Here is a 22,938-nt window from a genome sequence, read left to right on the forward strand (position 1 = left end):
GCCCCTGGGCAGGGGCGCGCCGCACGTGGCTCACCAGGTGCTGTTGACCAGCCCGGTGCCCAGGTAGACCTGGTCGAACCCGTTGCCGTCGTTGTCGTCGGTGTAGACCACGGTGATCCGACCCCAGGCGTCGACGCCCAGCGCGGGCTCGTCCTGCCTGCCCGTCGCGGTCGACACCGTCGGCACGCGCGGCAACCTGCCGGTGACCGTGCCGTCCGGGTTGAGGCCCTGCGACACCACGTCCTGCGCCTCCACCGACGACACCACGACGTTCAGCTGGTCGTCGATGCCGATCTGCGGGTCGGTGCCCGGCAGCACCACGTCGGCGGCAGTCCGCGCCGCGCCGCCCGCGGCGAACGACCGCACGCCCACCTGCGCGGTGCCGGTGTGGTCGGTCTCCCAGGCCACCGCGTGGTCGCCGTTGAAGTTCGCCGCCACGACCGGCCGCCGCTGTTGGCCGTCACCGCTCGCGTTGGCCACGCCCTGCGCCAGCTTCACCCCGCCGGACGGGGTGAGGATCTTGCGGCCGACGTTGAACGACCCGTTGCCGTCACCGTCCTCGTCCCACACCACGATGGCGTTGCCCGCCGCGCCCATGGCCACGTCCGGCCGCTGGTGCGTGCCGCCGGTCGTGTGCACCTGCGCCTCGTACGTCTTCGACGTCACCGACGCGAACCCGGCGACGCGCACGGTCGCGTTGGTGGTGGTCTGCTTGTCCTCCCACACCACGGCGAAACCGGCGGTGTCGGGGTCGGCGGCCACCGCGGGGTTCAGCTGCTGCCCGGCGGTGTCGGCGTTGGCCCGCGCGGACCCGGTGACCGTGCCGCTGGTGTTCAGCACCCGCACCTGGATGTTGTAGAAGCCGTTGCCCTCGCCGTCGTCGGCCCACACGACGACCGCGGTGCCGTTGTCGTGCACCGCCACGTCCGGCTGCACGTGCCGCCAGTTGCCCGTGCCGCCCGTGGACAGCTTCTTCTCGTAGCGCGACACGCCGTCCTTGAACAGGCGTACCCACACGTCGCTGTGCACGGGGTCGGTGGGCGTAGCGTCGTCGCGGTCGTCCTCCCACACCACGGCGGTCCAGCCGTTGCGCACCGCCGCCACGGCGGCGTTGTCCTGGTCGCCGGTGGCGGTGCTGTTCGCGGCGGTCCAGGTGACCGCCGCCGAGGCGGTGCCGGCGCCCAGCAGCATGAGCGCCACGATCATCGTCATCAGCTTCTTCACGGTGCCTGCAATCCGGGGTTGCCCGCCTGGACGACGTAGCTCTGCAACGTCCGGACCGGGTAGTCCCGCGTGGTGACCCGGTCCAGGAAGCGGAAGTCGACGTTCATCTGGGTGGGTGAGGTGACGGTGCGGACGTACCCGCGCAGGTTCTTGAAGAACTTGACGTGCGGGTTGAGGCTCGACAGGCCGGTGTCCGCGGCGCTGCCGTCGCCTCCCGAGGTGACCGACGTGGTCACCAGCTCGGTGCCGACCACCCGGTCCTGCGCCCGGTAGTCGTTCATCAGGTTGCTCGCCCACGACCGGTGCACGTCACCGGTCAGCACCACGGTGTTGCGCAGGCCCGCGGCGTCCCAGCCGCGCTGCAACCGGCCGCGGTTGGCGCTGTAGCCGTCCCACGAGTCCATCGACTTCGCGCCGTCGGCCGAGGCCAGCTTCTGCGCGAAGAACACCTGCTGGCCCAGGAAGTCCCAGGTGCCCAGCTTCTGGCGCATCCCGTCGAGCAGCCACGCCTCCTGGGTGCCGCCCAGCAGGGTGCGTGCCGGGTCGTCGGCCTCCGCGCACACCTTCGTGCCGTCGCCGCACGCCTGGTCGTCGCGGTACTGGCGGGTGTCGAGCATGTGGAACGTGGCCAGCCCGCCCCAGCGGACCCGGCGGTAGAGCTGCATGTTCTCCGCGACCGGCGCCTGCGCGGCGCGCAGCGGCATGTGCTCGTAGTAGGCCTTGTACGCCGCCGCACGCCGCACCTTGAAGTCGCCGGCGGGGGAGGTGTTGCCGCGCACCAGGTCCGCGTAGTTGTTCTCCACCTCGTGGTCGTCCCACACGACCAGCCACGGCGCGGCGGCGTGCGCGGCCTGGAGGTCCACGTCGGTCTTGTACTGCGCGTGCCGCACCCGGTAGTCGGCCAGGTTCGCGATCTCCGCGGCGGGCGCGAACTGGCGCACCTTGGTGGTGGTCGCGCCGCCCTCGTAGATGTAGTCGCCCAGGTGCAGGATGAGGTGCGGGTTCTCCTCGGCCATCCGCCGGTACGCGGTGAAGTAGCCCTCCTCGAAGTGCGAGCAGGACGCGAACAGCATCGTCAGCGACGGGCTGGTGCCGGCCGCGGGCGCGGTGACGCCGCGGCCGACGGGGGAGATGTGCCCGGCGGCGCGGAACCGGTAGAAGTACTCGCGACCGGGCAGCAGGCCCGCCACCTCGACGTGCACGCTGTGCGCCCACGACTGCGTCGCGGTCGCCGTGCCGCTGCGCGCGATCTCGGTGAACCGCCGGTCCGCGGCGACCTGCCACTCGACCGCGACGGAGGCGCTGCCCATGCCGCCGAGGCCGTCGGCGTTGAGCGGGCTGGGCGCGAGGCGCGTCCAGATGACGAAACCGTCCGCGGCGGGCTCACCGGAGGCGACGCCCAACGTGAACGGGTAGGAGATGGCGTTCGCGGTGGTGGGCGCGAGGACCGTCACGCCGGCGCTCGCGATGCCGCCCGCGATGAGCGTTCGTCGGGTCAATGGGGACATCGGCTCTCCTTCGGTGCAGGGCCGGGAAGAACGCGTTCCGGTACTGCGTACACGCCGAAGGTGATCAGCGGCCATCCCCGACGTGTACGCCCGGTGGAGTGCGGGAGGCCTGCGGCGGGGGTGGGATGACGGTCCCCGCAGGGCGTCGCCCGAACGTCCCAGGTGAACGCCTGCCCAACTAGGCGACGTATTGGTGAGCGATAAACTTCCCGAATGGCGTCGAGCGTCGCTGATGTGGAAGTCCCATGCGGTCGCTTCGGCCCGGCACTTCGGACGGGTGACCCGGAGGGCGGGTGTCCGCAGTCGAGTGGTGGTCACTCGACCGCGGACCTACCTTGGCGGTGGGGGAGCACCCGACAACTTCTGATCGACGAGGTGCACCATGGCGAAATTCCTGATCCACGCCAAATACACACCGGCGGGCTTCCAGGGTGTGGTCAAAGAGGGCTTCGCCGTGCGTGAGGCCTACGTTCGCACCCTCGCGGAGTCCATCGGTGGGAAGGTCGAGGCGTTCTACTTCGCCTACGGTCCGGACGACGTGGTCATCGTCGTCGACGCCGAGCCCTCCGCGGCTGCCGCACTGTCGCTCGTGGTCAACCAGAGCGGCAGCGTCCAGCTCAGCACGACCCCGCTGCTGACCGCAGCGGAGATGGACGAGGCGCGGACCAGGATCCCGGACTACCGGGTACCCGGCGCCTAGGCGGTAGCTGCTCGACAGCCACTCGACGCCGCCGGGAGGTGGTCCGCCCGGCGTGCCCCGGCCGCCGCGGTCGCGGTCCAGCAGTCGGGGGTGGCGAAGCCGTGTTCGGCGAACGAGGTGCGGACGGCCGCGGCACAGGCTTCGACGGCGGTCGCCTCCACCAGTGAGATGACGCAGCCGCCGAAGCCGCCGCCGGTCATCCGGGCGCCCAGCGCGCCCGCCGTCAGCAACGCCTCCACCGCCACGTCCAGCTCCGGCACGGTCACGTCGTAGTCGTCCCGCAGTGACGCGTGCGAGGCGGTCAGCAGCGGGCCGATGTCGCGGATGCGGTCGGCGCGGAGCAGTTCCGCCACCTCCAGCACCCGCCGGTTCTCGCCGACCACGTGCCGCACCCGGCGGGCGAGGCGGTCGGGCAGGTCGTGCTCGGCGCGGTCGAGGTCGCGCAGCGCGGGCACGCCCAGCAGTTCCGCCGCGCGGTGGCAGTCGCGCCGTCGCGCCGCGTACTCGCCGTCCACCAGCCGGTGCGGCGCCTTCGTGTCCACCACCAGCAGCGTGAGCCCGGCCGGCGCCAGGTCGAACGGGATGTGCTCGGTCGCCATCGTGCGCGTGTCGAGCAGCAACGCGTGCCGTTCGCGGGCCAGCAGTGACGCCGACTGGTCCATGATCCCGCACGGCATGCCCACGAACTCGTTCTCCGCGCGCTGCGCGATCCGCGCGAGCGTGCGGCGGTCCAACGCGACACCGGACAACTCCGTCACCGCCAGCGCGGTGGCGCTCTCCAAGGCCGCCGACGACGACAACCCGGCGCCCAGCGGCACCCGGCCGTCCACCAGCAGGCCGAAACCGCCGATCCGGTGCCCCTCCTCGCGCAACGCCCACACCACACCCGCCACGTAGGCGGCCCACCCGGTCACCACGCCCGGCGCGAGGTCGACCACGCGCAGCTCGGCCACACCGCTCGCCTGGCGCGACGCCACCCGCAGCACCCCGTCGTCCCGGCGGGCGGCGGTGATCCGCACGACGTGCGGCAACGCGATCGGCAGCACGAAACCGTCGTTGTAGTCGGTGTGCTCGCCGATCAGGTTGATCCGACCCGGCGCCTCGAAGACCCCGTCACGCGTCATCCGTCACCCCTCGTGCTCTCCCGGACCACCAACGAGAACGGCGTCCGCAGGTGCTCCGGCGGCCGCTCCGGGTCGTCCACGCGCTTGCGCAGCAGGTCCACCGCGGCCCGCGCGATCGCGACCTTGTCCGGCGCGACCGTGGTCAACGAGGGCAGGCTGTAGGCGCCCTCCTCGGTGTTGTCGAACCCGACTACCGCCACGTCGGCGGGCACGCGCACACCGCGCTCCGCCGCGGCGCGCACCGCGCCGACCGCCAGCAGGTCGTTGAAGCAGAACACCGCGTCCGGCGGCTCGTGCGCGGCCAGCAACCGCGCCATCGCCCCGGCACCGTCACGCCGGTGGTAGTTCAAGGCCGTCGCCACCAGCTCGTCGCGCACCGGCAGGCCCGCCTCGGCCAGCGCCAGCCGGTAGCCCTCCAGGCGTTGCGCCGCCGTGCCGCGGTGCGGGTGCGCGCCGATCGCCGCGATCCTCTTGCGGCCCAGGTCGACCAGGTGCGCCACGGCCACCCGCGCCGCCTCCACGTTGTCGATGCCGACGTGGTCGATCGGCAGGTCCACCGAGTGCTCGCCGAGCATCACCACCGGGATGCCCGGCGCCAGCTCGCCGAAGTCCCGCGCCTCCAACGCCTCCGGGCTCACGATCGCGCCGTCGATCATGTGCGGGCCGAGCGAGGCCAACGTGTCCCGCTCACCCTCGCGGGTGCCCAGGGTCTGCTCGATCAGCACGTTCCACTCGTGCTCCTGCGCCGCGTCGAGCACCAGCCCGGCCAGCTCCGCGAAGTACGGCACGACCAGCTCCGGCAGCACCAGGGCCAGCGAGCCGGTCCGGCCGCGGCGCAGGTTGCGCGCGCCCAGGTTGGGCCGGTAGCCGGTGGTGAGCAGCGCCTCCTCGACCCGGCGGCGGTTCTCCGGCTTCACGAACGCGTAGCCGTTGACCACGTTCGACACCGTCTTCACCGACACGCCCGCCAGCGCGGCGACGTCCTTGAGCGTGGCCAAGCGGCACCTCCGGTGCTCTGGTCGGGTGCTCGGTCGCCCGGCGGCCGATCCCGGCACGGGCGAATCTCGGCAACGACCGGGATGGTAGCCGGCCCGCGCAGACCTTTACAACGTTGTATCAACGATGTAAGAACGGGAAGTGACCCAGGTCACCCACCACCGACATCGCCGGCGCCCACATCGCCGAGCGCCCACGTCATCCAGCACCCGAGTCACGAGCACCCACGTCACCAGCACCCTGCCGACCGTGGAGCCACCATGCGCAAGCTGTTGTCCGGTCTGACCGGACTCCTGGTCCTGAGCACCCTCGTCATCGCGCTGCCCGGCACCGCCTCCGCGGCGGTCTGGCAGCCCAAACCGGCGCCCCTCACCACCCCGTGGACGGGGCAGGTGTCGCCGACCAACGCGTTGCCCGAGTACCCGCGCCCGCAGCTGGTCCGGTCCGACTGGCTCAACCTCAACGGCGTCTGGGAGTTCGCCGGCGCGCCCAACCTGTCCTCGCCACCGTTCGGCCGCACCCTCGCCGAGGGCGTCCTGGTGCCCTACCCGATCGAGTCCGCGCTGTCCGGGATCAAGCGGCACGAGGACCACATGTTCTACCGCCGCACGTTCACCACGCCGGCCGGCTGGAACGGCCGCCGGGTGAAGCTCAACTTCGGCGCGGTGACCTGGGAGACCCGCGTCTGGGTGAACGGTGTCGCCGTCGGCGTCCACACCGGCGGCTTCGACGCGTTCTCGTTCGACGTCACCGACGCCCTGCGGGCCGGCGCCAACGAGGTCATCGTCGGTGTGCGGTCGACCGTCGACGGCAGCCAGTACCCGATCGGCAAGCAGCGCCGCAACCCGAGCGGCATCTTCTACACCGCCGCGTCCGGCATCTGGCAGACGGTGTGGCTCGAACCGGTCGCCGCCAACCACGTCACCCGCCTCGACACCACACCGGACGTGCCGGCGGGCGTGCTCGACCTGGTCGTGCAGGGCACCGCCGGCCAACCGGTGCGGGCCGAGGTGCTCACCGCAGGCCGGGTCGTCGGCACCGCCACCGGCACGGTGGGCGCGCACCTGCGCGTGCCCGTGCCCGACGCCAGGCTGTGGTCGCCGGACGACCCGTTCCTCTACGACCTGCGGGTCACCCTGGGCGGCGACGTCGTCACCGGCTACTTCGGCATGAGGTCGCTGGGCAAGGCGGTGGTCGGCGGTGTGGTGCGCCCGCTGCTCAACGGCAAGTTCGTGTTCCAGCTCGGCACCCTCGACCAGGGCTACTGGCCCGACGGCATCTACACCGCGCCCACCGACGCCGCGCTGCGGTTCGACCTGGAGCGGCAGAAGGCGTTGGGCTTCAACATGGTGCGCAAGCACATCAAGGTCGAGCCCGCCCGCTGGTTCTACCACGCCGACCGGCTCGGGCTGATGGTGTGGCAGGACATGCCGTCGCTGGACGCGGTCGACGACGTGCCCAACGGGCGCACGCACTTCGAGTCCGAGCTGCGCCGGATGATCGAGCAGCTCAAGGGCATCACGTCGATCGTGCAGTGGGTGCCGTTCAACGAGGGCTGGGGCGAGTACGACGCCGGCCGGATCGTCAACCTCGTCCGGTCGATCGACAACACCCGGCCGATCAACCACAACTCCGGCTCCAACTGCTGCGTCTCCGACCCCGACCCGGGCAACGGCGACGTCATCGACGACCACGCCTACCAGATGTCCAGCGCCACCCGGCTGCCCGACGCCAACCGCATCGCGGTGCTCGGCGAGTTCGGCGGGCTGGGCCGGCGCGTCGTCGGCCACGAGTGGCAGCCGGGCGCCGGCTTCGCCTACGGCGAGCTGTTCCCCGACGAGACGTCCCTCACCGGCCGGTACGTGGAGATCACCAAGGAGGTCGGCCGGTTCGTGCACTCGCGCGGGCTGTCCGCGTCGGTCTACACCGAACCCTACGACGTGGAGAACGAGGTCAACGGCTTCTACACCTACGACCGCCAGGTGCTGAAGATGACCGAGGCGCGGGTGCGCGAGGTCAACCGGCGGGTGCTGGCGATCGCGAGCGGCACCGAGGTCGGGCGCGGCGAGGCGATCTCGCTGAGGGTCACCACCGCCGGCTTCACCGACCGGCACCTGCGCCACCGCGACGCGCTGGCGCGCACCGACGTGATCGGCGACGACACCGGCCGGTTGGATGCCACGTTCTGGGCCAGGCCCGGGTTGTCCGACGCGGCCTGCCTGTCGTTCGAGTCGCGCAACTTCCCGGGGCGGTTCCTGCGGCACTCGGCGTCCCGGGTGCGGTCGGACGTCAACGACGGGTCGGCCGGGTTCGCCGGGGACGCCACGTTCTGCGCGCGCTCCGGCAACGGCGGCACGCTCCTGGAGTCGCGCAACCTGCCCGGCCACTTCATCCGGCACTACCAGGAGGGTGTGTACCTGGCGCGGTCGAGCGGGACGAACCCCTGGGACAGCCCGACGAGCTTCGCGGCGGACACGACGTGGGCGGCGGTCGTCCCGCTGTGGCGCAGCGGCGCGGACCTGCCGCTGGACCAGGCGCGGTCGTTCCGGGTGACCACGCCCGGCTTCACCGACCGGTACCTGCGGCACCGCGACGCACTCGCGCGCACCGACGTGGTGGGCGCGGGCAGCGACGCGTTGCTCAAGGCCGACGCGACGTTCATCGTGCGGCGTGGCCTGTCGGAGCCGTCGTGCTACTCGTTCGAGTCGCGCAACCTCCCGGGCCAGTACCTGCGGCACGCGGCTTTCCGGGTGAGGCTGGGCGCGTCGGACGGCAGCGACCTGTTCCGTCGGGACGCCACGTTCTGCGCCCAGCCCGGCGCCGGCGGCGTGCGGTTGGCGTCGGTCAACGAGCTCGGCGCCAGCGTGCGGCACTACGCGGAGGAGGTGTGGGTGGCGGTCAACGGCGGTGCCCACGTGTACGACAACCCGACGTCCTACGACGCGGACGTGAGCTGGGCCGTGACCGCGCCCTGGGCACCGTAGCGGGTCGGTGAGTCCTTTGTGGACCCGCACGGTGGTGCTGCTACCGTGCGGGTCCATGAAAGGTCCCGCCGTGCTCGGCACGGTGCTGCTGTGCGTCCTCGCGCCGATCGCCATGGTGTACGGGTTGATGGCGTTCACGCCGACGGGCAGTTGCGAGTACTCGGTGTCGGGCGTCTGCTCGTACGGTCGGCTGCCGATGATCGTGGCGGCCGGCGGCACCGCGCTGGTGTGGGCGGTGTCGGTGGTGCTGACGTGGGCCGGCACCCGTGGCCGGCCGCGAGTGTTCGTGCCCTACGCGGCGCTCGCGGTGATCGTGCTGCTGCTGTTCGCCGCCGGTCGCGTCGCCGGCGGGTAGACGGACAGGGCGAGCCACAGCAGCGCGCCACCGACGACGACGTGCAGCGCGCTGGTCAGCGGGGTGTCCGGCAGCCGTGCGGCGAAGGTGAAGACGGGCAGCGCGACGGCGTAGGTCCACACCGGGATCGGCGGGTGGACGCGGGCCTTGATCATGCTGATCGCGAACAGCACCGTGCCGATGGCGAAGATCAGCGCGCTGGCCGTCAGGACGGCCACGGTCGGCGCGGCGAGCACCGGTTCGTCGAGGTGGAACAGGACGATGTTCAACGCGTAGGCGGCCGCCCCGAACAGCCCGAGGCCCACGAAGTTCACCACGTACCCCACGGCGCCCAACGTGGTCCTCGGCTGCTTCAGGTACAGCGCGGTGAGCAGCGGCGCCGCCAACGCGGGCGACACCCCGATCACGAGGCTCGTGGCGGTCGTCTCCCCGACGAACCCCTCGACTGCTCCCGGCAGGGCGATGAACAGGCCCGACAGCGCGCCGCAGAGGGCGCCGAATCGCAACAGCAACGTCATGCCGGGAACGCTAGGAGCGCGCCCCGGCCCACCGGGAGTGCCGACCGGCCACTTCCCGGGGTGCCGATCGACACGTGCCGCCCCCTGCCCCCTGCCCTGGGTCCGGGTCTGGGTCCGGGGCGGGGCAGGGGCAGGGCGGCGGGTGGCGGGCGGGTGGTGTGGCGGGCGGCGGGTGGCGGGTGGCGGGTGGGTGGTGTGGCGGGCCTGGGTCGCATGCTGGGTAGCGGGCCGGGTCGCGGGGCTGGGTCGCGTGGCTGGGTGGTGTGGCGGGGCTGGCTGGGTGGTGTGGCGAGGCCCGGCGGTGTGGTGGGGCTGGGCGGTGTGGTGGGGCGGGGCGGTATGGCGGTGTGGCGAGGCATGGTGGCGGGGGTGGGGCGTGCCGGGGTGGGGTGGTTTTGGGCGGTCGGGTGGTTGGTCGCGGCCTCGTTGTTTCAACCGACGTTCGACTTCGTCGATAACGGCGTTTTCTGCATGGGTTTTTCACGGATCCGCGAGATTCACCCGTTCGTGGAGGCGTCCGGGGTCGGGCCGGTGGGTCGGCGGAGAGGATCCGGAACGCGGTGTGCCACGTAGCCTGCGGGTGTGCGTCCTCTGTCGTGGTTGTCGCCCCTGCTGTGCGGGGCGGTGTTGGTGGCCGGCGGCTACGCGGGGGTCGCCGGGCTCGGGGAGACGCGGTGGGTGCCGTTCGTGCTCGGCCTCGCCGCCATCGTCGCCGTGGACGCGGTCGGATCGCGCTTCCCGGCCGCCGCGGTCCTCGCGGTCCAGGCCCTGCTCGTCGTGCTGGTCGCGTTCTCCGACGGCTCCGGGATGGCGCGGGTGTTGTTCTTGCTCCTGCCGTTCGCCGCCTACTTCGCGTTCGGGCGGGTGGTCGCGGTGGGGGTAGGGGCGGCCAGTGTGGTCTTCCTGGTCGTCGCCTTCCAGCTCACCGTGCCGGGGTGGACGCGGTCCGTCGAGCACGTATCCGACCTGCTGATGTTCGGCATCGGCCTGGTCCTCGCGCTGGCCATGGCGGAACTGTCGGCCGCCGCCGAGCGCAACCGGGTGGCGCGGGACGTCCACGACGCCCTCGGCCACCACCTCACCGCCGTGTCGGTGCTGCTGGAGAAGGCTTCGGCGTTCCGCGACCGCGACCCGGCGTCGGCCGACCGCGCGATCGAGGACGCCCGCGAGTCGGCGCGTCGGGCGTTGGAGGACGTGCGCACGTCGGTCCGCGCCCTGCGCGAGCCCTTCCGGTTGGCCGAGTCGCTGGGGCACCTCGCCCGCGGCCTGGGGGTGTCCGTCGCCTGCACGGGCGACGAATCCCGCTACGCCCCCGGCGCCCTGCTGGCCCTCTACCGGGCCGCGCAGGAAGGGATCACCAACGCGATGCGCCACGCCGGGGGTTCACGGGTCACCGTCACCGTGCACTGCGGGCCGCGTGAGGCACGGCTCGTCGTCGCCGACGACGGACCGGGTTTCCCGCGCGACCGCGAGGGCTTCGGGTTGCGCGGCCTGCGGGAGCGGATCGCGCAGGCCGGGGGCTCCGTGCGGGTCGACGGCGACGCGGGCACCCGGCTCACTGTGGTCGTGCCGAGGGCGACGCCATGAGCGACGTGCGCGTGGTCGTGGTGGACGACCAGCAGCTCATCCGGGAGGGCATCGCCGCCCTGCTCGGCATCCAGGCCGGCATCACGGTGGTCGGCACGGCCGGTGACGGCCAGGCCGCCGTCGACCTGGCCGTCGAGCAGGACCCGGACGTCGTCCTGATGGACGTGCGGATGCCGGTGCTGGACGGCATCGCCGCGCTCGGCCTCCTCCGCCGCCGCAACCCGCGCACCAGGGTCGTCATGCTCACCACGTTCGACGACGAGGAGTACGTGGTGCGCGCCCTGAGAGCGGGCGCGAGCGGCTACCTGCTCAAGGACCGGCCCGCCGCCGAACTCGCCGCCGCCGTCCGGCTCGCGCACTCGGGCGTGGTCCAGTTCGACCCGGCCGCGGCGGCCCGGCTGGCGACCGCGCTCGACCACGACCGCCCGCCGGGCCACGACCGCCCGCCGGACCACGAACACCCGCCGGGCCGCGAAGACCCGCCCGGTCCGGAACGCCAACCCGGTCCTGAACACCCGCCGAGCCCCCAACACCCGCCGAGCCACGAACGCCCGCCGGGTCTCGAAGGCCTCACCGATCGCGAGGTGGACGTGCTGCGGCTGGTCGCCACCGGCGCCACGAACCGGGAGATCGCCCGACGCCTGCACCTGAGCGAGGGCACGGTGAAGAACCACGTCTCCCGCATCCTCGGCCGGCTCGGCCTGCGCGACCGCACGCAGGCCGCCGTCCACGCCCGCGACCGCGGGCTGCGCTGACCTACACCGGGATCATCCCCATGAACAGCAACAGGTTCGGCGACCCCGCGCCGGGGTTGGTGACCACACCCGGCGTGGCGTTGGCCCGCAGCGCGTTCGCCACGGTCACCGCCGAGTCACCGGGGAACCGGTGCCGCCACAGCGCCGCCACGCCCGCCGCGTGCGCCGACGCCGTGGAACCGCTGATGGTCGAGTACGCGGTGTCCGACGTGCCCCACGCCGAGGTGATGTTCACGCCCGGGGCCCACAAGTCGATGCACGGGCCGTAGTTCGAGAAGCTCGCCTTCGCGTCGTTGGCGTCGGTCGCGCCCACGGTGGTGGCCAGCGGCGTGCTGCCGGGGGAGTAGTTGCACGCGTTGGCGTTCGAGCTGCCGGACACCACCGAGTAGTGCACGTCGGCGTTGATCGACCTGGTGATGGCGTCGTTGAACGGCTGGTTGAGCCCGCCGCCGAGGGTCATCAGCGCGACCGCCTTCCGCCCGCTCGCCGCCGCGTCGCGGGTCACCCAGTCGATCCCGGCGATGATCTGCGAGTACGTGCCCGAGCCCTGGCAGTTCAGCACCCGCACGGACACCAGGGTCACGTCCTTGGCCACGCCGGTGGTGCGGCCGCCGACCGTGCCCGCCATGTGCGTGCCGTGGCCGTTGCAGTCGTTGCCGGGCGGTGTGACGCCGCCGACGGTGTCCAGGCCGGGCACGGCCGCGCCGTCGAACTCCTGGTGCGTGTACCGGATGCCGGTGCCGAAGATGTACGCCCGCACCGAGGAAGCGGTGTTCGGGTAGGTGTAGTTCCGGTCCAGCGGCAGGGAGCGCTGGTCGATCCGGTCCAGCCCCCACGACGGCGGGTTCGGCTGCACGGCGAGCTCCTGCGGCTCCAACCGCACCCGCACGTCCTGCGCGACGTAGGCGACGCGCGGGTCGGCGGCGAGCCGGCCGGCCTGCGCGGCGCTGCCCCGGATGGCGAACCCGGACAGGGCCGTCCGGTAGGTGAACGTGACGCCCGGCGCGGCGGACCGGGCTGAGGCCAGGTCCTCATGCCGCTTGAGCACCACGATGTAGCTGCCCGCCACGGCGTCCGGGTGCCCTTGGTACAGCACCGGGGCGGTGGCGTGAGCGGGTGTGGCGTGAGCTGGTGCGGCGACGAGCCCGGCTAACAGGGCAGCCGCCACCGCTGTGCGTCCGATTCCCACAACTCCTCCAAGTTCGTGCAGGGACTTGAACCACAGCACGCCCACGCCCGCGACGACAGGTCCGATCAGAGTTCAACGATCAGTCGTCTGATGGTCAACTTTCAGCCGTCTCGGGGGTGGAGACTGCATTCGGTGGCCAGTCGTTGGGCCGAATGGGTGAACGAGCATCGTAAGGGCTAACGCCTGATCGGGGGACAGCGACAGCAAGGCCACCGGCGCGCACACACAGGGGGTTGCGCTCATGGTCAAGAAGAACAACGGCTTGCAGGCATCGCTGAGGCGGTTCGTGCGCACCAAGGGCGCCGATTACCTGCGTGACCCGAACGTGTCCTCGATCGGCATCGGCTACAAGGTCGCCGACGGCGAGCCGACCGACGAGATCGCCATCCAGTTCACCGTCCGGCAGAAGGCCGAGCCCGAGGCGCTCCGCGCGCTCGGCACCGCGCTGCTGCCCGGCACGATCGAGGTGGACGGCGTCGCCGTGCCCACCGACGTGCTGCAACGCGACTACCGGGTCGACTTCCACGTGGTGGAGGAGACCGTCAGCAACGTGCGCAAGACGCGCATCGACCCCGTCGTGCCGGGGGTGAGCCTGGGGCACGTGCGCGTGTCCGCGGGCACCTTCGGCTGCGTCGTCTACGACCGGGTCGACGGCACCCCGTACGTGCTGAGCAACTGGCACGTCCTGCACGGACCGCAGGGCGCGCTCGGCGAGGACGTGGTGCAGCCCGGCGTGCACGACGACAACCGCACCGACCGCAACCGGCTGGGCCGGCTCGTCCGGTCGCACCTGGGCGCGGCGGGCGACTGCGCCATCGCCACCATCGAGGACCGGCGGTTCGAGTCGGAGATCCTCGACCTCGGCGTGGCCGTGGACCGGCTCGGCGAGCCCGAGCTGGGCGACAAGGTCGTCAAGAGCGGCCGGACGACCGGCGTGACGCACGGCGTGGTCCGCCGCGTGGACACCCTCGTCAAGATCGACTACGGCCCCGGTGTCGGTCAGCGCCAGGTCGGCTGCTTCGAGATCGGGCCGGACCCGGCGCGCCCCGCCGCCGACGGCGAGATCAGCATGGGCGGCGACTCCGGCTCCGCGTGGGTGTTCAAGGCGTCCAACGGCAAGACCGGCAAGACGATGGCCGGCCTGCACTTCGCGGGCGAGGCCGGTGACAGCCCGGACGAGCACGCCCTGGCGTGCCTGTCCGGCTCGGTGTTCGAGAAGCTGGGCATCACGCTCAACCCGCCGAGGAAGCTCCGGGTGGCGGCGGCACCGGTCGGGTTCGACGAGGACTTCCTCGGCACGCCCGCGGGCCTGCCGGAGCTGGGCGAGTCGGCGCGGGCCGACGCGGTCGAGCTGAACGGGTCCGTGGTGGTCGACTACACGCACTTCTCGCTGGCGCAGAGCAAGTCGCGCCGGTTCGCGTTCTGGGTGGCGTGGAACATCGACGGTGGCGACCTGAAGTCCATCAACCGCACCGGCATCCCGTTCGTGCTCGACCCGCGGCTCCCGGCGCGGTTCCAGGTCGGCGACGAGCTGTACCGGGGCAACCGGCTCGACCGCGGGCACGTGGCGCGGCGCGCGGACTTGCTGTGGGGGCCGAAGGCGGTGGCGGAGCAGGCGAACGTGGACTCGTTCTTCTTCACCAACATCACGCCCCAGATGGACGACTTCAACCAGAGCATGCGGCAGGGGTTGTGGGGTCGGCTGGAGGACGCGGTGCTGTCCGACGTGGACGTCGACGACCTGCGCGTGAGCGTCTACGGCGGCCCGGTGTTCCGGTCCGACGACCGCGTGTTCCGGGGCGTCGCGCTGCCGCGCGAGTACTGGAAGGTCATCGCGTTCGTCTCCGCCGGGACGCTGAAGGCGCGGGCGTTCGTGCTGACGCAGAACCTGAACCAGCTGGAGTCGCTCGACCTGGACGAGTTCCGGGTGTTCCAGGTGGCGTTGGGCGAGGTCGAGGAGAGGTGCGGCTTCACGTTCCCGGCGGCGCTGAAGGAAGCCGACGCGCTGGTCGTGCCCGAGTCGCTGGACGACCGCGCGCCGTTGGAGGCGTTGACCGACATCCAGTGGTGAGCGACCGGTCTCCGCGGCGCGAGCCGCGGAGCAACGGGTCCTTCACCCGACCGGCGCGTAGTCCTTGAGGACCACCGAGTCGTGCAGCCGCACGCCGTTGCCGTTCATCCTGGCCAGCGCCCGTCCCAGGGGTCGCGGCAGGCGGGCGAACAGTCGCATCGCCTGCCGCAGCACCCACAGCTCCCGCGTGCTGGCGGGGATGAGCCGTCTCGCCGTGCCCACCGCGAACGCCCGGCTGCGGCGCACGTAGTCGCCGATCTCGGCCTCGTACGCCGGGAACGCGACCGCCGGGTCGCCACCGGCCGCGGCCAGCTCGCCCGCCAGCACGTACGCGCCGACCACGGCGAGGCTCGTGCTGCCGCCGACCGCCGGACCGGGGCAGAACCCCGCGTCACCGACCAGCGTCACCCGGCCGCGCGACCACGTGTCCATGCGCAGCTGGGTGATCGAGTCGAAGTAGAACGTGCCGTCCAACCGCTCCAGCCACCGCGGCACCTCGCCGCCCGCGCCCGCGAACGCCTCGCGCAGCAGCTGCTTCTGCCGCGGCAGGTCCCGGTAGTGGTAGTCCAGCGGCCGCTCGGTGCGGAACAGGAACACCGCCCGCGCGTCCGGCAGGTGGTCGGCGCTGTAGATGGCGGCGATCCGGTCGACGTCGGAGTAGGCGATCGAGCTGTCCCGCAGGCCCAGGTAGTTCGGCAGCGAGAGCACCGCCAGGTAGGCGCCGATGAACAGCTCCGGCACGTCGCCGAACACCAGCCGCCGCACGTTCGAGTGCAGGCCGTCCGCGCCGACGACCAGGTCGAACCTGCGCGGTGCGCCGTGCTCGAAGGTCACGTCGCCGTCGTCGCCGATGGAGGTGATCGAGTCGCCGAACACGTACTCCACGTCGTCGCGCGTGGCGTCGTGGAACACCTCGGCGAGGTCGTCGCGCATGATCTCGACGTGCCGGTCGGAGACGGCGCCGAACAACCGGCCCAGGTCCACCTCGACCGGGCGCTTGCCGGGGGTGTGCACCACCATCCGGTCGGTGCCGGTGACCCGCTCCATGAGCCGCGGCAGCACGCCCATGCGTTCCACGACGTCCATCGCGGGCCGGAACAGGTCCACCGCGTGGCCGCCGGTCTTGCGGGGCTCGGGCGCCCGTTCGACCACCGTCACCTCGAACCCGTACCGGGTCAGCCAGTGGGCGAGCACCGGCCCGGCGACGCTGGCGCCGGAGACGAGAACCCTCATGACCATCCTCCTTACTTAACGGATGGTAAGTTCGCGGGCGGTCGGCGCGCAAGGGTCGACTGACCGGTCGTTAAGCTGGGCGGCATGGCCAGGGGCTCCGACACGAAGGCACGTGCCCAGGCGGTGGCGCGCGAGCTGTTCCTCCGGCAGGGCGTGCGGGGGACCAGCCTCCAGGAGATCGCGGACCGCCTCGGGGTCACCAAACCCGCGCTCTACTACCACTTCGCGTCACGCGAGGAGCTGGTGCGCAGCATCGTGCAGCCGTTGATCGACGACGGCGACGCGTTCGTGGCCGAACTGGAGTCACGCCCGCCGCAAGGCCCCCGGCCGTTGCTGGAGGGCTACTTCGACTTCCACTTCAAGCACCGCGAGGTCGTCGCGCTGATGGTGCGCGAGCTGGTCGCGCTGTCCGACCTGGGCCTGGTCGACCGGGTGCTGGACTGGCGCCTGCGGCTGGCCGTGCTGCTGGTCGGCGACCAGCCGTCACTGGCCGACGCGACGCGCGCCACCGTGGCCCTCGGCGGCCTCGCCGACTGCGTGCTGGTGTTCGCCGACGAGCCGGTCGACGCCCTGCGCACGGCCGCCGTGGACGCCGCCCACGCCGCGTTGGGCTAGTCGCGGGCGGTGCGCTCGACGTAGGTGCGGAGGTTGTTCAGGTGCAGCCGCCAACCCGCCCGGTGCTCTGCGGCCAGGGCCTCACCACCCGGCAGCGCACCCCACCCCGAGTGCCGCAGGCGGACCGACGTCGTGCCACCGTTCTCGGTGAGCCGCACCTCGACCCGCGTCGTCGCCGGCCAGTCCTCGTCCGCCCACGACAGCACCAGCAACTGATCTGGGACGACCTCGGTGACGGTTCCGCTGGTGAGCACCTCCCGCCCGTCGCCGTCGGTCCAGGGCTCCTCGAACCGCCCGCCGACCGTCGCGTCGAGGTCCAGGTCGCCCCACCAGCCGGCCCGCAGCTCGGCGACGGTGATCGCCCGCCACACGTCCGCCGCCGGCTTGGCGATCGAGGTGGATTCGTCGACTAACGGCTCGGGCTGCTGCTCAGTCACGAGCCCGGATCCTACTGACCACGAACGAGATCCGCTGCGGCGAGGTTGCGGCTCCTACCGCTTCACCCTGACGGGTGACGACCGTGGAGTCGGAGCACCACCGGCTGTTAGGCGTTAGCCCGGCGGAGGCGTTCGGCCGCCTGCGCGCGGACGGCCTCGCCGGACAACGGGGTGTCGCCGTGCAGGGCCTCCCAGCGCGCGTTGTGCGCCGCCGGCCACAGGCTGGCGGCCCACGCGAGCTCCAGCTCCTCCGAGGTGAACCGGCGTCCCCGGAGCTCCTGGTAGGCCGCCAGGAACGCGTCGGAGCTGTCGATCGGCGCGAGGGTCGGCGGCGTGGTGCTCGGGAACGACCCGCACGCCGCGCCCACCAGCGCCGCCTCCGGCTGCCACGCCAGGCTGTCCCAGTCGTGCACGGCCCACACGTCGCCGTCGCGCCAGCGCAGGTTCTGCGCCTCGAAGTCGGCGTGGCCCAGCACGCACGGCAGGTCGGCGGCCAGCAACCGCTTGCGGGCCCGTTCGGCCGTGTCGACCACGTGCGCGGGCACGGCGGCCTGGTCCCGGTCGTCCAGCAGCGCGATCGCGGGCCACAACCCGGGATCCGCGTGGTCCCACCGCGCCCAGCGCGGGTTCGGCAGCGGCGGCGCGACGGTCACGTCGGCCAGTTCGGCCATCAGCCGGGCGAACACCGCCGCGTAGCGCACCGCGACGTCCGGCGAGTCGCCGCGCAGCAGTTCACCGCCGGGCCGCGACTCCTCGGCGTGCACGGCCAGCGCGCCGACGCCGACCGCGGGCGTGAGTGGCCGGGCGCACGGGAAACCCCGTTCCGCCAACCGGGCCTGCGCGGCGACGCACGACGCGGCCCGACCGCCGTCCTCCCGCGCCTTCACCACCACCTCGCGCCCGTCGGCCAACCGCAGCCCGAACACCGCCGACATCTGCCGCAGCTCGAACAGCACGCCGACCGGCTCGTCACCCAAGTGCTCCGCGCACCAGGCCGGCAGCCAGTCCGGCAGGTCGTCCGACGGCATGGTGACGACTGTGCCAGGTGTACCGGACCACCTCACGCGTCGCGCGGAAATCGGATGCGACTGGCTGCGCGGTCGTCGTAACCTCGTGACGTGATGCAGCCGCAGTTCTACCTCTGAGGGACGACGCCTCCGCCGGTACCGCGAAACCGCGATACCGGACCTCGTCCTTCCTGCTCATCACCTCTCGTCGGAGGCATTCCCTCATGTCGTCCCACCTTTCGCCCGCCCTCGTGCGCGCGGCGCACGTCCGCGTGTCCGATGTGCACGTCTCCTTCGGCGGCCGGCCCGTGCTCGCCGGGGTCGACCTCGTCGCCGCCGCCGGTGACCGGGTCGCCGTCGTCGGCGAGAACGGCCGAGGCAAGACCACCCTGCTCCGCGTGCTGGCGGGCAGCCTGCCCGTCGACCGCGGCGAGGTGCACCGCGCGGGCTCGATCGGCGTCGCCGACCAGCAGATCCCGCTCGGCGCCACCGACACCGTCGGCGCCCTGATCGACCTCGAACTGGCCACCGTGCGCGCCGCCCTGGCTCGCCTGGAGGACGCCACCGAGGCGCTCGCCGACGGTCGTCCCGGCGCGGACGACGCCTACGCCGCCGCCCTCGCGGAAGCCGAGGCGCTCGACGCGTGGGACGCCGACCGGCGCGTCGAGGTCTCGCTGGCCGCCCTCGACGCCGTCGCCGACCGCACCCGCCCGCTCGGCACCCTCTCGGTCGGGCAGCGCCACCGGGTGCGGCTGGCCTGCCTGCTCGGCGCCGGGCACGCGGTGCTGCTGCTCGACGAGCCGACCAACCACCTCGACGCGGGCGGGCTCGACCACCTCACCGAGCGGTTGCGCGCCCACCCGGGCGTGGTCGTGCTGGTCAGCCACGACCGGGCGCTGCTGGCCGACGTGGCCACCACCGTGGTCGACCTCGACCCGTCCAGCGACGGTCGACCACGGGTGTACGGCGGCAGCCACGCCGACCAGGTCGAGGCACGCAGGGCCGAGCGCGCCCGCTGGGAGGCGCTGCACGCCGAGCAGGTCGCCGAGCGGCAGCGCCTGGCCGACGACCTGGCCGCGGCGCGGAACCGGCTGCGCGACAACTGGCGGCCTGACAAGGGCCACGGCAAGCACACCCGCGCCACCCGCGCGCCCGGCCTGGTCCGGGCCGTGCACCGACGGCAGGAGGAGCTGACCGCGCACGTGGTGGCCGTCCCGCCGCCGCCGACCCGGTTCGCCATGCCCGACCTGCCCGGGCACGGCGGTGCGACCCTGCTGCGGGCGGCCGGGGTGACCGTGACCGGGAGGCTCGCGCGTCCGGTCGACCTGGCGCTGGAGGCCGGGGACCGACTGGTCGTCACCGGCCCGAACGGCGCGGGCAAGTCAACCCTGCTCGCCGTCCTGGCGGGCGACCTGGAGCCGAGCACGGGCACGGTCACCCGCGCCCGCTCGGTGCGGGTCGGGTGGTTGGGCCAGGAGTCCGACCCTCCGGGCCGGCGCACCGCCGCGGAGCTGTACGACGCCCGGCTCGCCGGGGCGGGTCCGGAGCTGGCCGAGCTGGGCCTGCTCGACGCCTACGACCGGCACCGGCCGGTGGCCGAACTGTCCGTCGGCGCCCGACGGCGGCTGGACCTGGCCCTGGTGCTGGCCTCCCGCCCGCACGTGGTGCTGCTGGACGAGCCGACCAACCACCTGTCGGCCGCGCTCGTCGACGAGCTGACCGCCGCACTCGCCACCACCCCGGCCGCCGTGGTGATCGCCACCCACGACCGGCAGCTGTTGCGCGACACGGCATCCTGGCCGCGACTGGCGTTGTGACGTCGTGCGCGTCAGGGCTGGGTGTTCTGCGTGATCCAGTTCTGGAGATCGTCCGCCTGATCGTGCTCGCCGAGTTCTCGAAGGACGCGCACTAGGTTCCGGGCGGTCAGCAAGGTGTCGGGGTGGGTGTCGCCCAGGACGTGTCGGCGTCTGGCGAGGGTGTCTTCGTTCAACTCGCGCGCGGCCTGGTGCTGACCCAGGTTCGTCAGACTGATTGCGAGGTTGCTGGCTGAGGTGAGGGTGTAGGGGTGGTCGTCGCCCAGGATGCGTCGGCGTCTGGCGAGGGTGTCTTCGTCCAGGTCGCGTGCGGCCTGGTGCTGACCCAGGTCGGTCAGGTCGCCCGCGAGGTTGCTGGCTGAGGTGAGGGTGTAGGGGTGGTCGTCGCCCAGGATGCGTCGGCGTCTGGCGAGGGTGTCTTCGTTCAGGTCATGTGCGGCTTGGTACTGACCGAGGTCGCTCAGGTCGCTCGCGACGTTGTTGGCGAAGGCGAGAGTGTTGGGGTGGTCGTCGCCGAGGACGCGTCGGCTCTTGGCGAGGGTGTCACCGTTCAGGTCGTGTGCGGCTTGGTGCTGACCGAGGTCGCTCAGGTCGCCCGCGAGGTTGCTAGCTGAGATGAGGGTGATGGGGTGGTCGTCGCCGAGGACGCGTCGGCGTCTGGCGAGGGTGTCTTCGTTCAGGTCATGTGCGGCTCGGTACCGACCCAATGCGCGTAGCCGCAGTGCAAGGCTGTTGGCGAAGTCGAGGGTGGTGGGGTGGTCGTCGCCGAGGTGGTCATGGGCGAGTTGGTGTGCTCGTCGGGCGTGGGGGAGGCATTGGCGGGGTTGTCCGCTGGCGGATAGGTATGTGGAGATGCTGTGCAGGAGTTGCGCTAGGTCGTGGTGGTAGTCGGTGAGGAGGAGTTCGCGGTCGGGTGCGGAGACGGCCAGCAGGTGGGGCAGCAGTCGTTGCCATTGCGGCCAGACCTCCGGGTTGTTCCATGCGTCTCTCGGCTGGTTGTGGCGCAACAGCAGCAACGCGGTCGCCGCCCAGCCCGGCGTCTGGTCGGGGTCGGTGGTGCGGAGCAGGGCAGCGGGGATGCGGTGCAGTTGCAGGCTGTCGGCCTCGACCCGGATGAGTGCGCGGTGGCGCAGCTCGCGCACCGTGTCGGTGATCGCCAACGGGTCCGCCGCGACCGACGCCAGTGCCGCCGGCAGCACGTCGGGGTGGGCGGTGATCAAAGCCAGCGGCACCGGTTCGGGGGCGAGCCAGGCGATCAGGGTGAGTAGCTGTAGTGCGGCGGAGTCGTGGTCGGCCAGGGCCTCGAAGGCCAGTGACCACGACGCGGCCACTGACACCCGCCCTCCGGTGCTGTTGCTGTCGTGGCCGCGGCGCAGCAGTTCGCGGGCACGGGTGCCCAGCAGATCGAGGTAGCGGTCGGGGGTGAGGGTGCTGTCGGCGAGGACGGCGACGGCCTGACCCAGCGCCGACGGTAAGTGCCCTAGCGCCTCCCCGATCGCCTCGACCTGCCCGTCGGTCAAGGAGGGCAGTTTGGACCGCAGCAAGTGGGCCGATTCTGTCGGGCTGAACACGTCCAGCTCCAGCGTCGTGGCAACACCGTCCCAGCGGGGGTAACGGGAGGTGATCACCACTCTGGTCCTTCCGCCGGGCAAGAACGACGCCACGGTGTCGGGGTGCTCGGCGTTGTCGAACACCAGCAGTACCCGGTCGCGTCGGCGCAGCTCGCCCAACACCCGCGGCACGGCGGCCTCGACCGGAGCGCCATGGCCGACCAGTCCGAGTGCTTGTCCGAGCCTGATCAGCTGCTGGGGGATCAGGTCGCGGTCCTCGCCGGCGATCCACCACGCCACGTCGTAGTCCTCGGCGTGGCGGTGGGCGTACTCGATAGCGGTGCTGGTCTTGCCGATCCCGCCCATCCCGGCAATCGCCCGCACCACCACCGGCCCGTCACCCGCCAACGCTGCGGACAACCCGTCGAGGAGGTCCCGGCGGCCGGTGAAACCGTGCAGCCGGGCGGGCACGTTCCACACCCTCACCCCGCCACCGCCCGCCGGGTCGCCGTCGCCGTCGTCGGCCGGTTCGGCGGTGGGCAGTTCGGTGAGGGACTGCGTGACCGCGGTCTCCAGCTCCTCCGGTGTCCGCACCACCTTCACCGTCAGGCCGCTGTCCATCAGCAGCCGTCGGCGGAAAGCCTCCTGGCGGGCCCCGAACTCCGGGTCACGGAACAGCACGCCCGGCCCGACCGCCTCCTCGTCCAGCAGGAACACCAGGCGCGGCCTGCCCAACTCCGTGGCGACCTCGAACTCCAGCTCCGTGTAGGACACCTCGGGCCGGTCGCGCACCGGCGACCCGTACCGGAAACCGGCGACCAACACGTACACGTCGCACTCGGTGACCCGGCGGCGGCACAGCTCGGCGGGCGGCAGGTCACCGGCGGTGAAGTACTCCATGTCCACCGGCGCGTCCCGCACCCGCTTCACGGCCCGTTCCGCCGCCGCCACGAACGACCCGCCCACCGGGAACCGCCGCAGCTCCGAGGTATGGCCGATGAACACCCGCCGAGCCGGACCACCCACCAGCACACCCCGATCACCGCAACACCGTTACCCCCACATCGTCCCGCCGGGCGGGCGCGTTGCACCACGCAACACGCGGGGTGACACCCGATCGCCGGCTGCGGGGCCCTGTCCTGCCGGCGGGACCGCGACGGCAACGGGGTCGGGACGCGGCGGGCGACCGGCTTCCCGCGGACGGTTCGACGGTGCTCGCCGCACGAGCGGATTCCTTCCCCAAACGAGGATTGATCGCTTACTGTTCCGCT

Annotated in this window: 18 protein-coding genes; 8 read left to right on the forward strand and 10 right to left on the reverse strand. The window is 72.3% G+C overall.

Annotated features, from left to right (window positions below):
* Positions 1-30 precede the first annotated feature (30 nt).
* Together AB0K14_RS37350 and AB0K14_RS37355 are read right to left on the reverse strand one after the other, a co-directional pair.
* Entirely contained in the window at positions 31-1,224 is a 1,194-nt protein-coding gene (locus AB0K14_RS37350; RefSeq protein WP_360459982.1) for a hypothetical protein, read from the reverse strand.
* The gene (locus tag AB0K14_RS37355; RefSeq protein ID WP_360459980.1) at positions 1,221-2,732 is read right to left on the reverse strand and encodes an alkaline phosphatase D family protein; all 1,512 of its coding nucleotides are present in this window, start codon (positions 2,730-2,732) and stop codon (positions 1,221-1,223) included. The genes AB0K14_RS37350 and AB0K14_RS37355 overlap by 4 nt, the downstream gene beginning before the upstream one ends.
* Positions 2,733-3,114: 382 nt before the next feature.
* On the opposite strand from AB0K14_RS37355, the gene AB0K14_RS37360 reads away from it, so the two are divergent.
* Complete coding sequence (locus tag AB0K14_RS37360) at positions 3,115-3,432, forward strand: GYD domain-containing protein (protein WP_360459978.1); 318 nt, start codon at positions 3,115-3,117, stop codon at positions 3,430-3,432.
* Here AB0K14_RS37360 and galK read toward each other — a convergent pair.
* The gene (galK, locus tag AB0K14_RS37365; protein ID WP_360459976.1) at positions 3,429-4,556 is read right to left on the reverse strand and encodes a galactokinase; all 1,128 of its coding nucleotides are present in this window, start codon (positions 4,554-4,556) and stop codon (positions 3,429-3,431) included. The genes AB0K14_RS37360 and galK overlap by 4 nt on opposite strands.
* Positions 4,553-5,554 (reverse strand): LacI family DNA-binding transcriptional regulator, encoded by a 1,002-nt coding sequence (locus AB0K14_RS37370; RefSeq protein WP_360459974.1) that lies wholly within the window; start codon positions 5,552-5,554, stop codon positions 4,553-4,555. Before AB0K14_RS37370 ends, galK begins: the two co-directional genes overlap by 4 nt.
* A gap of 258 nt (positions 5,555-5,812) precedes the next feature.
* Here AB0K14_RS37370 and AB0K14_RS37375 point away from each other — a divergent pair, with 258 nt between their 5' ends.
* Both AB0K14_RS37375 and AB0K14_RS37380 read left to right on the forward strand, forming a co-directional pair.
* Positions 5,813-8,536, forward strand: coding sequence for an AbfB domain-containing protein (locus AB0K14_RS37375; protein ID WP_360459972.1), 2,724 nt, complete (start codon positions 5,813-5,815; stop codon positions 8,534-8,536).
* Between the two features lie 55 nt (positions 8,537-8,591).
* Complete coding sequence (locus AB0K14_RS37380) at positions 8,592-8,891, forward strand: hypothetical protein (RefSeq protein ID WP_360459971.1); 300 nt, start codon at positions 8,592-8,594, stop codon at positions 8,889-8,891.
* On the opposite strand, the gene AB0K14_RS37385 is transcribed toward AB0K14_RS37380, so the two are convergent.
* A complete protein-coding gene (locus AB0K14_RS37385; protein ID WP_360459969.1) occupies positions 8,828-9,409 on the reverse strand; it encodes a hypothetical protein in 582 nt (193 codons plus the stop codon). The genes AB0K14_RS37380 and AB0K14_RS37385 overlap by 64 nt on opposite strands.
* A 582-nt stretch (positions 9,410-9,991) precedes the next feature.
* Between AB0K14_RS37385 and AB0K14_RS37390 the strand changes: the two genes are divergently transcribed.
* Positions 9,992-10,996, forward strand: a complete 1,005-nt coding sequence (locus tag AB0K14_RS37390; protein ID WP_360459967.1) for a sensor histidine kinase — start codon at positions 9,992-9,994, stop codon at positions 10,994-10,996.
* On the forward strand, positions 10,993-11,751 hold the full coding sequence (locus AB0K14_RS37395) for a response regulator transcription factor (RefSeq protein WP_360459965.1): 759 nt from the start codon (positions 10,993-10,995) through the stop codon (positions 11,749-11,751). Before AB0K14_RS37390 ends, AB0K14_RS37395 begins: the two co-directional genes overlap by 4 nt.
* A gap of 1 nt (position 11,752) precedes the next feature.
* Here AB0K14_RS37395 and AB0K14_RS37400 read toward each other — a convergent pair whose 3' ends face one another.
* Positions 11,753-12,940 carry a S8 family peptidase gene (locus tag AB0K14_RS37400; protein ID WP_360459964.1) on the reverse strand — a complete coding sequence of 396 codons (1,188 nt, stop codon included), beginning with the start codon at positions 12,938-12,940 and terminating at the stop codon, positions 11,753-11,755.
* 241 nt (positions 12,941-13,181) lie between these two features.
* On the opposite strand from AB0K14_RS37400, the gene AB0K14_RS37405 reads away from it, so the two are divergent.
* Positions 13,182-15,011: a DNA/RNA non-specific endonuclease gene (locus AB0K14_RS37405; RefSeq protein WP_360459962.1), complete on the forward strand. Its 1,830-nt coding sequence runs from the start codon at positions 13,182-13,184 to the stop codon at positions 15,009-15,011.
* A gap of 42 nt (positions 15,012-15,053) precedes the next feature.
* On the opposite strand, the gene AB0K14_RS37410 is transcribed toward AB0K14_RS37405, so the two are convergent.
* Positions 15,054-16,244 carry an FAD-dependent monooxygenase gene (locus AB0K14_RS37410; protein ID WP_360459960.1) on the reverse strand — a complete coding sequence of 397 codons (1,191 nt, stop codon included), beginning with the start codon at positions 16,242-16,244 and terminating at the stop codon, positions 15,054-15,056.
* 84 nt (positions 16,245-16,328) lie between these two features.
* Here AB0K14_RS37410 and AB0K14_RS37415 point away from each other — a divergent pair, with 84 nt between their 5' ends.
* Positions 16,329-16,859: a helix-turn-helix domain-containing protein gene (locus AB0K14_RS37415; protein WP_360459958.1), complete on the forward strand. Its 531-nt coding sequence runs from the start codon at positions 16,329-16,331 to the stop codon at positions 16,857-16,859.
* Here AB0K14_RS37415 and AB0K14_RS37420 read toward each other — a convergent pair.
* The gene (locus tag AB0K14_RS37420; protein WP_360459956.1) at positions 16,856-17,296 is read right to left on the reverse strand and encodes an SRPBCC domain-containing protein; all 441 of its coding nucleotides are present in this window, start codon (positions 17,294-17,296) and stop codon (positions 16,856-16,858) included. The two genes, AB0K14_RS37415 and AB0K14_RS37420, sit on opposite strands and share 4 nt — an antisense overlap.
* 107 nt (positions 17,297-17,403) lie before the next feature.
* A complete protein-coding gene (locus tag AB0K14_RS37425) occupies positions 17,404-18,324 on the reverse strand; it encodes a phosphotransferase (RefSeq protein WP_360459954.1) in 921 nt (306 codons plus the stop codon).
* Between the two features lie 203 nt (positions 18,325-18,527).
* On the opposite strand from AB0K14_RS37425, the gene AB0K14_RS37430 reads away from it, so the two are divergent.
* On the forward strand, positions 18,528-20,120 hold the full coding sequence (locus AB0K14_RS37430; protein WP_360459952.1) for an ATP-binding cassette domain-containing protein: 1,593 nt from the start codon (positions 18,528-18,530) through the stop codon (positions 20,118-20,120).
* Between the two features lie 11 nt (positions 20,121-20,131).
* Here AB0K14_RS37430 and fxsT read toward each other — a convergent pair whose 3' ends face one another.
* Entirely contained in the window at positions 20,132-22,693 is a 2,562-nt protein-coding gene (fxsT, locus tag AB0K14_RS37435) for an FxSxx-COOH system tetratricopeptide repeat protein (RefSeq protein ID WP_360459950.1), read from the reverse strand.
* Between the last annotated feature and the right edge of the window lie 245 nt (positions 22,694-22,938).

The organism is Actinosynnema sp. NPDC050801, assembly GCF_040673975.1.
Classification (GTDB): Bacteria; Actinomycetota; Actinomycetes; order Mycobacteriales; family Pseudonocardiaceae; genus Actinosynnema.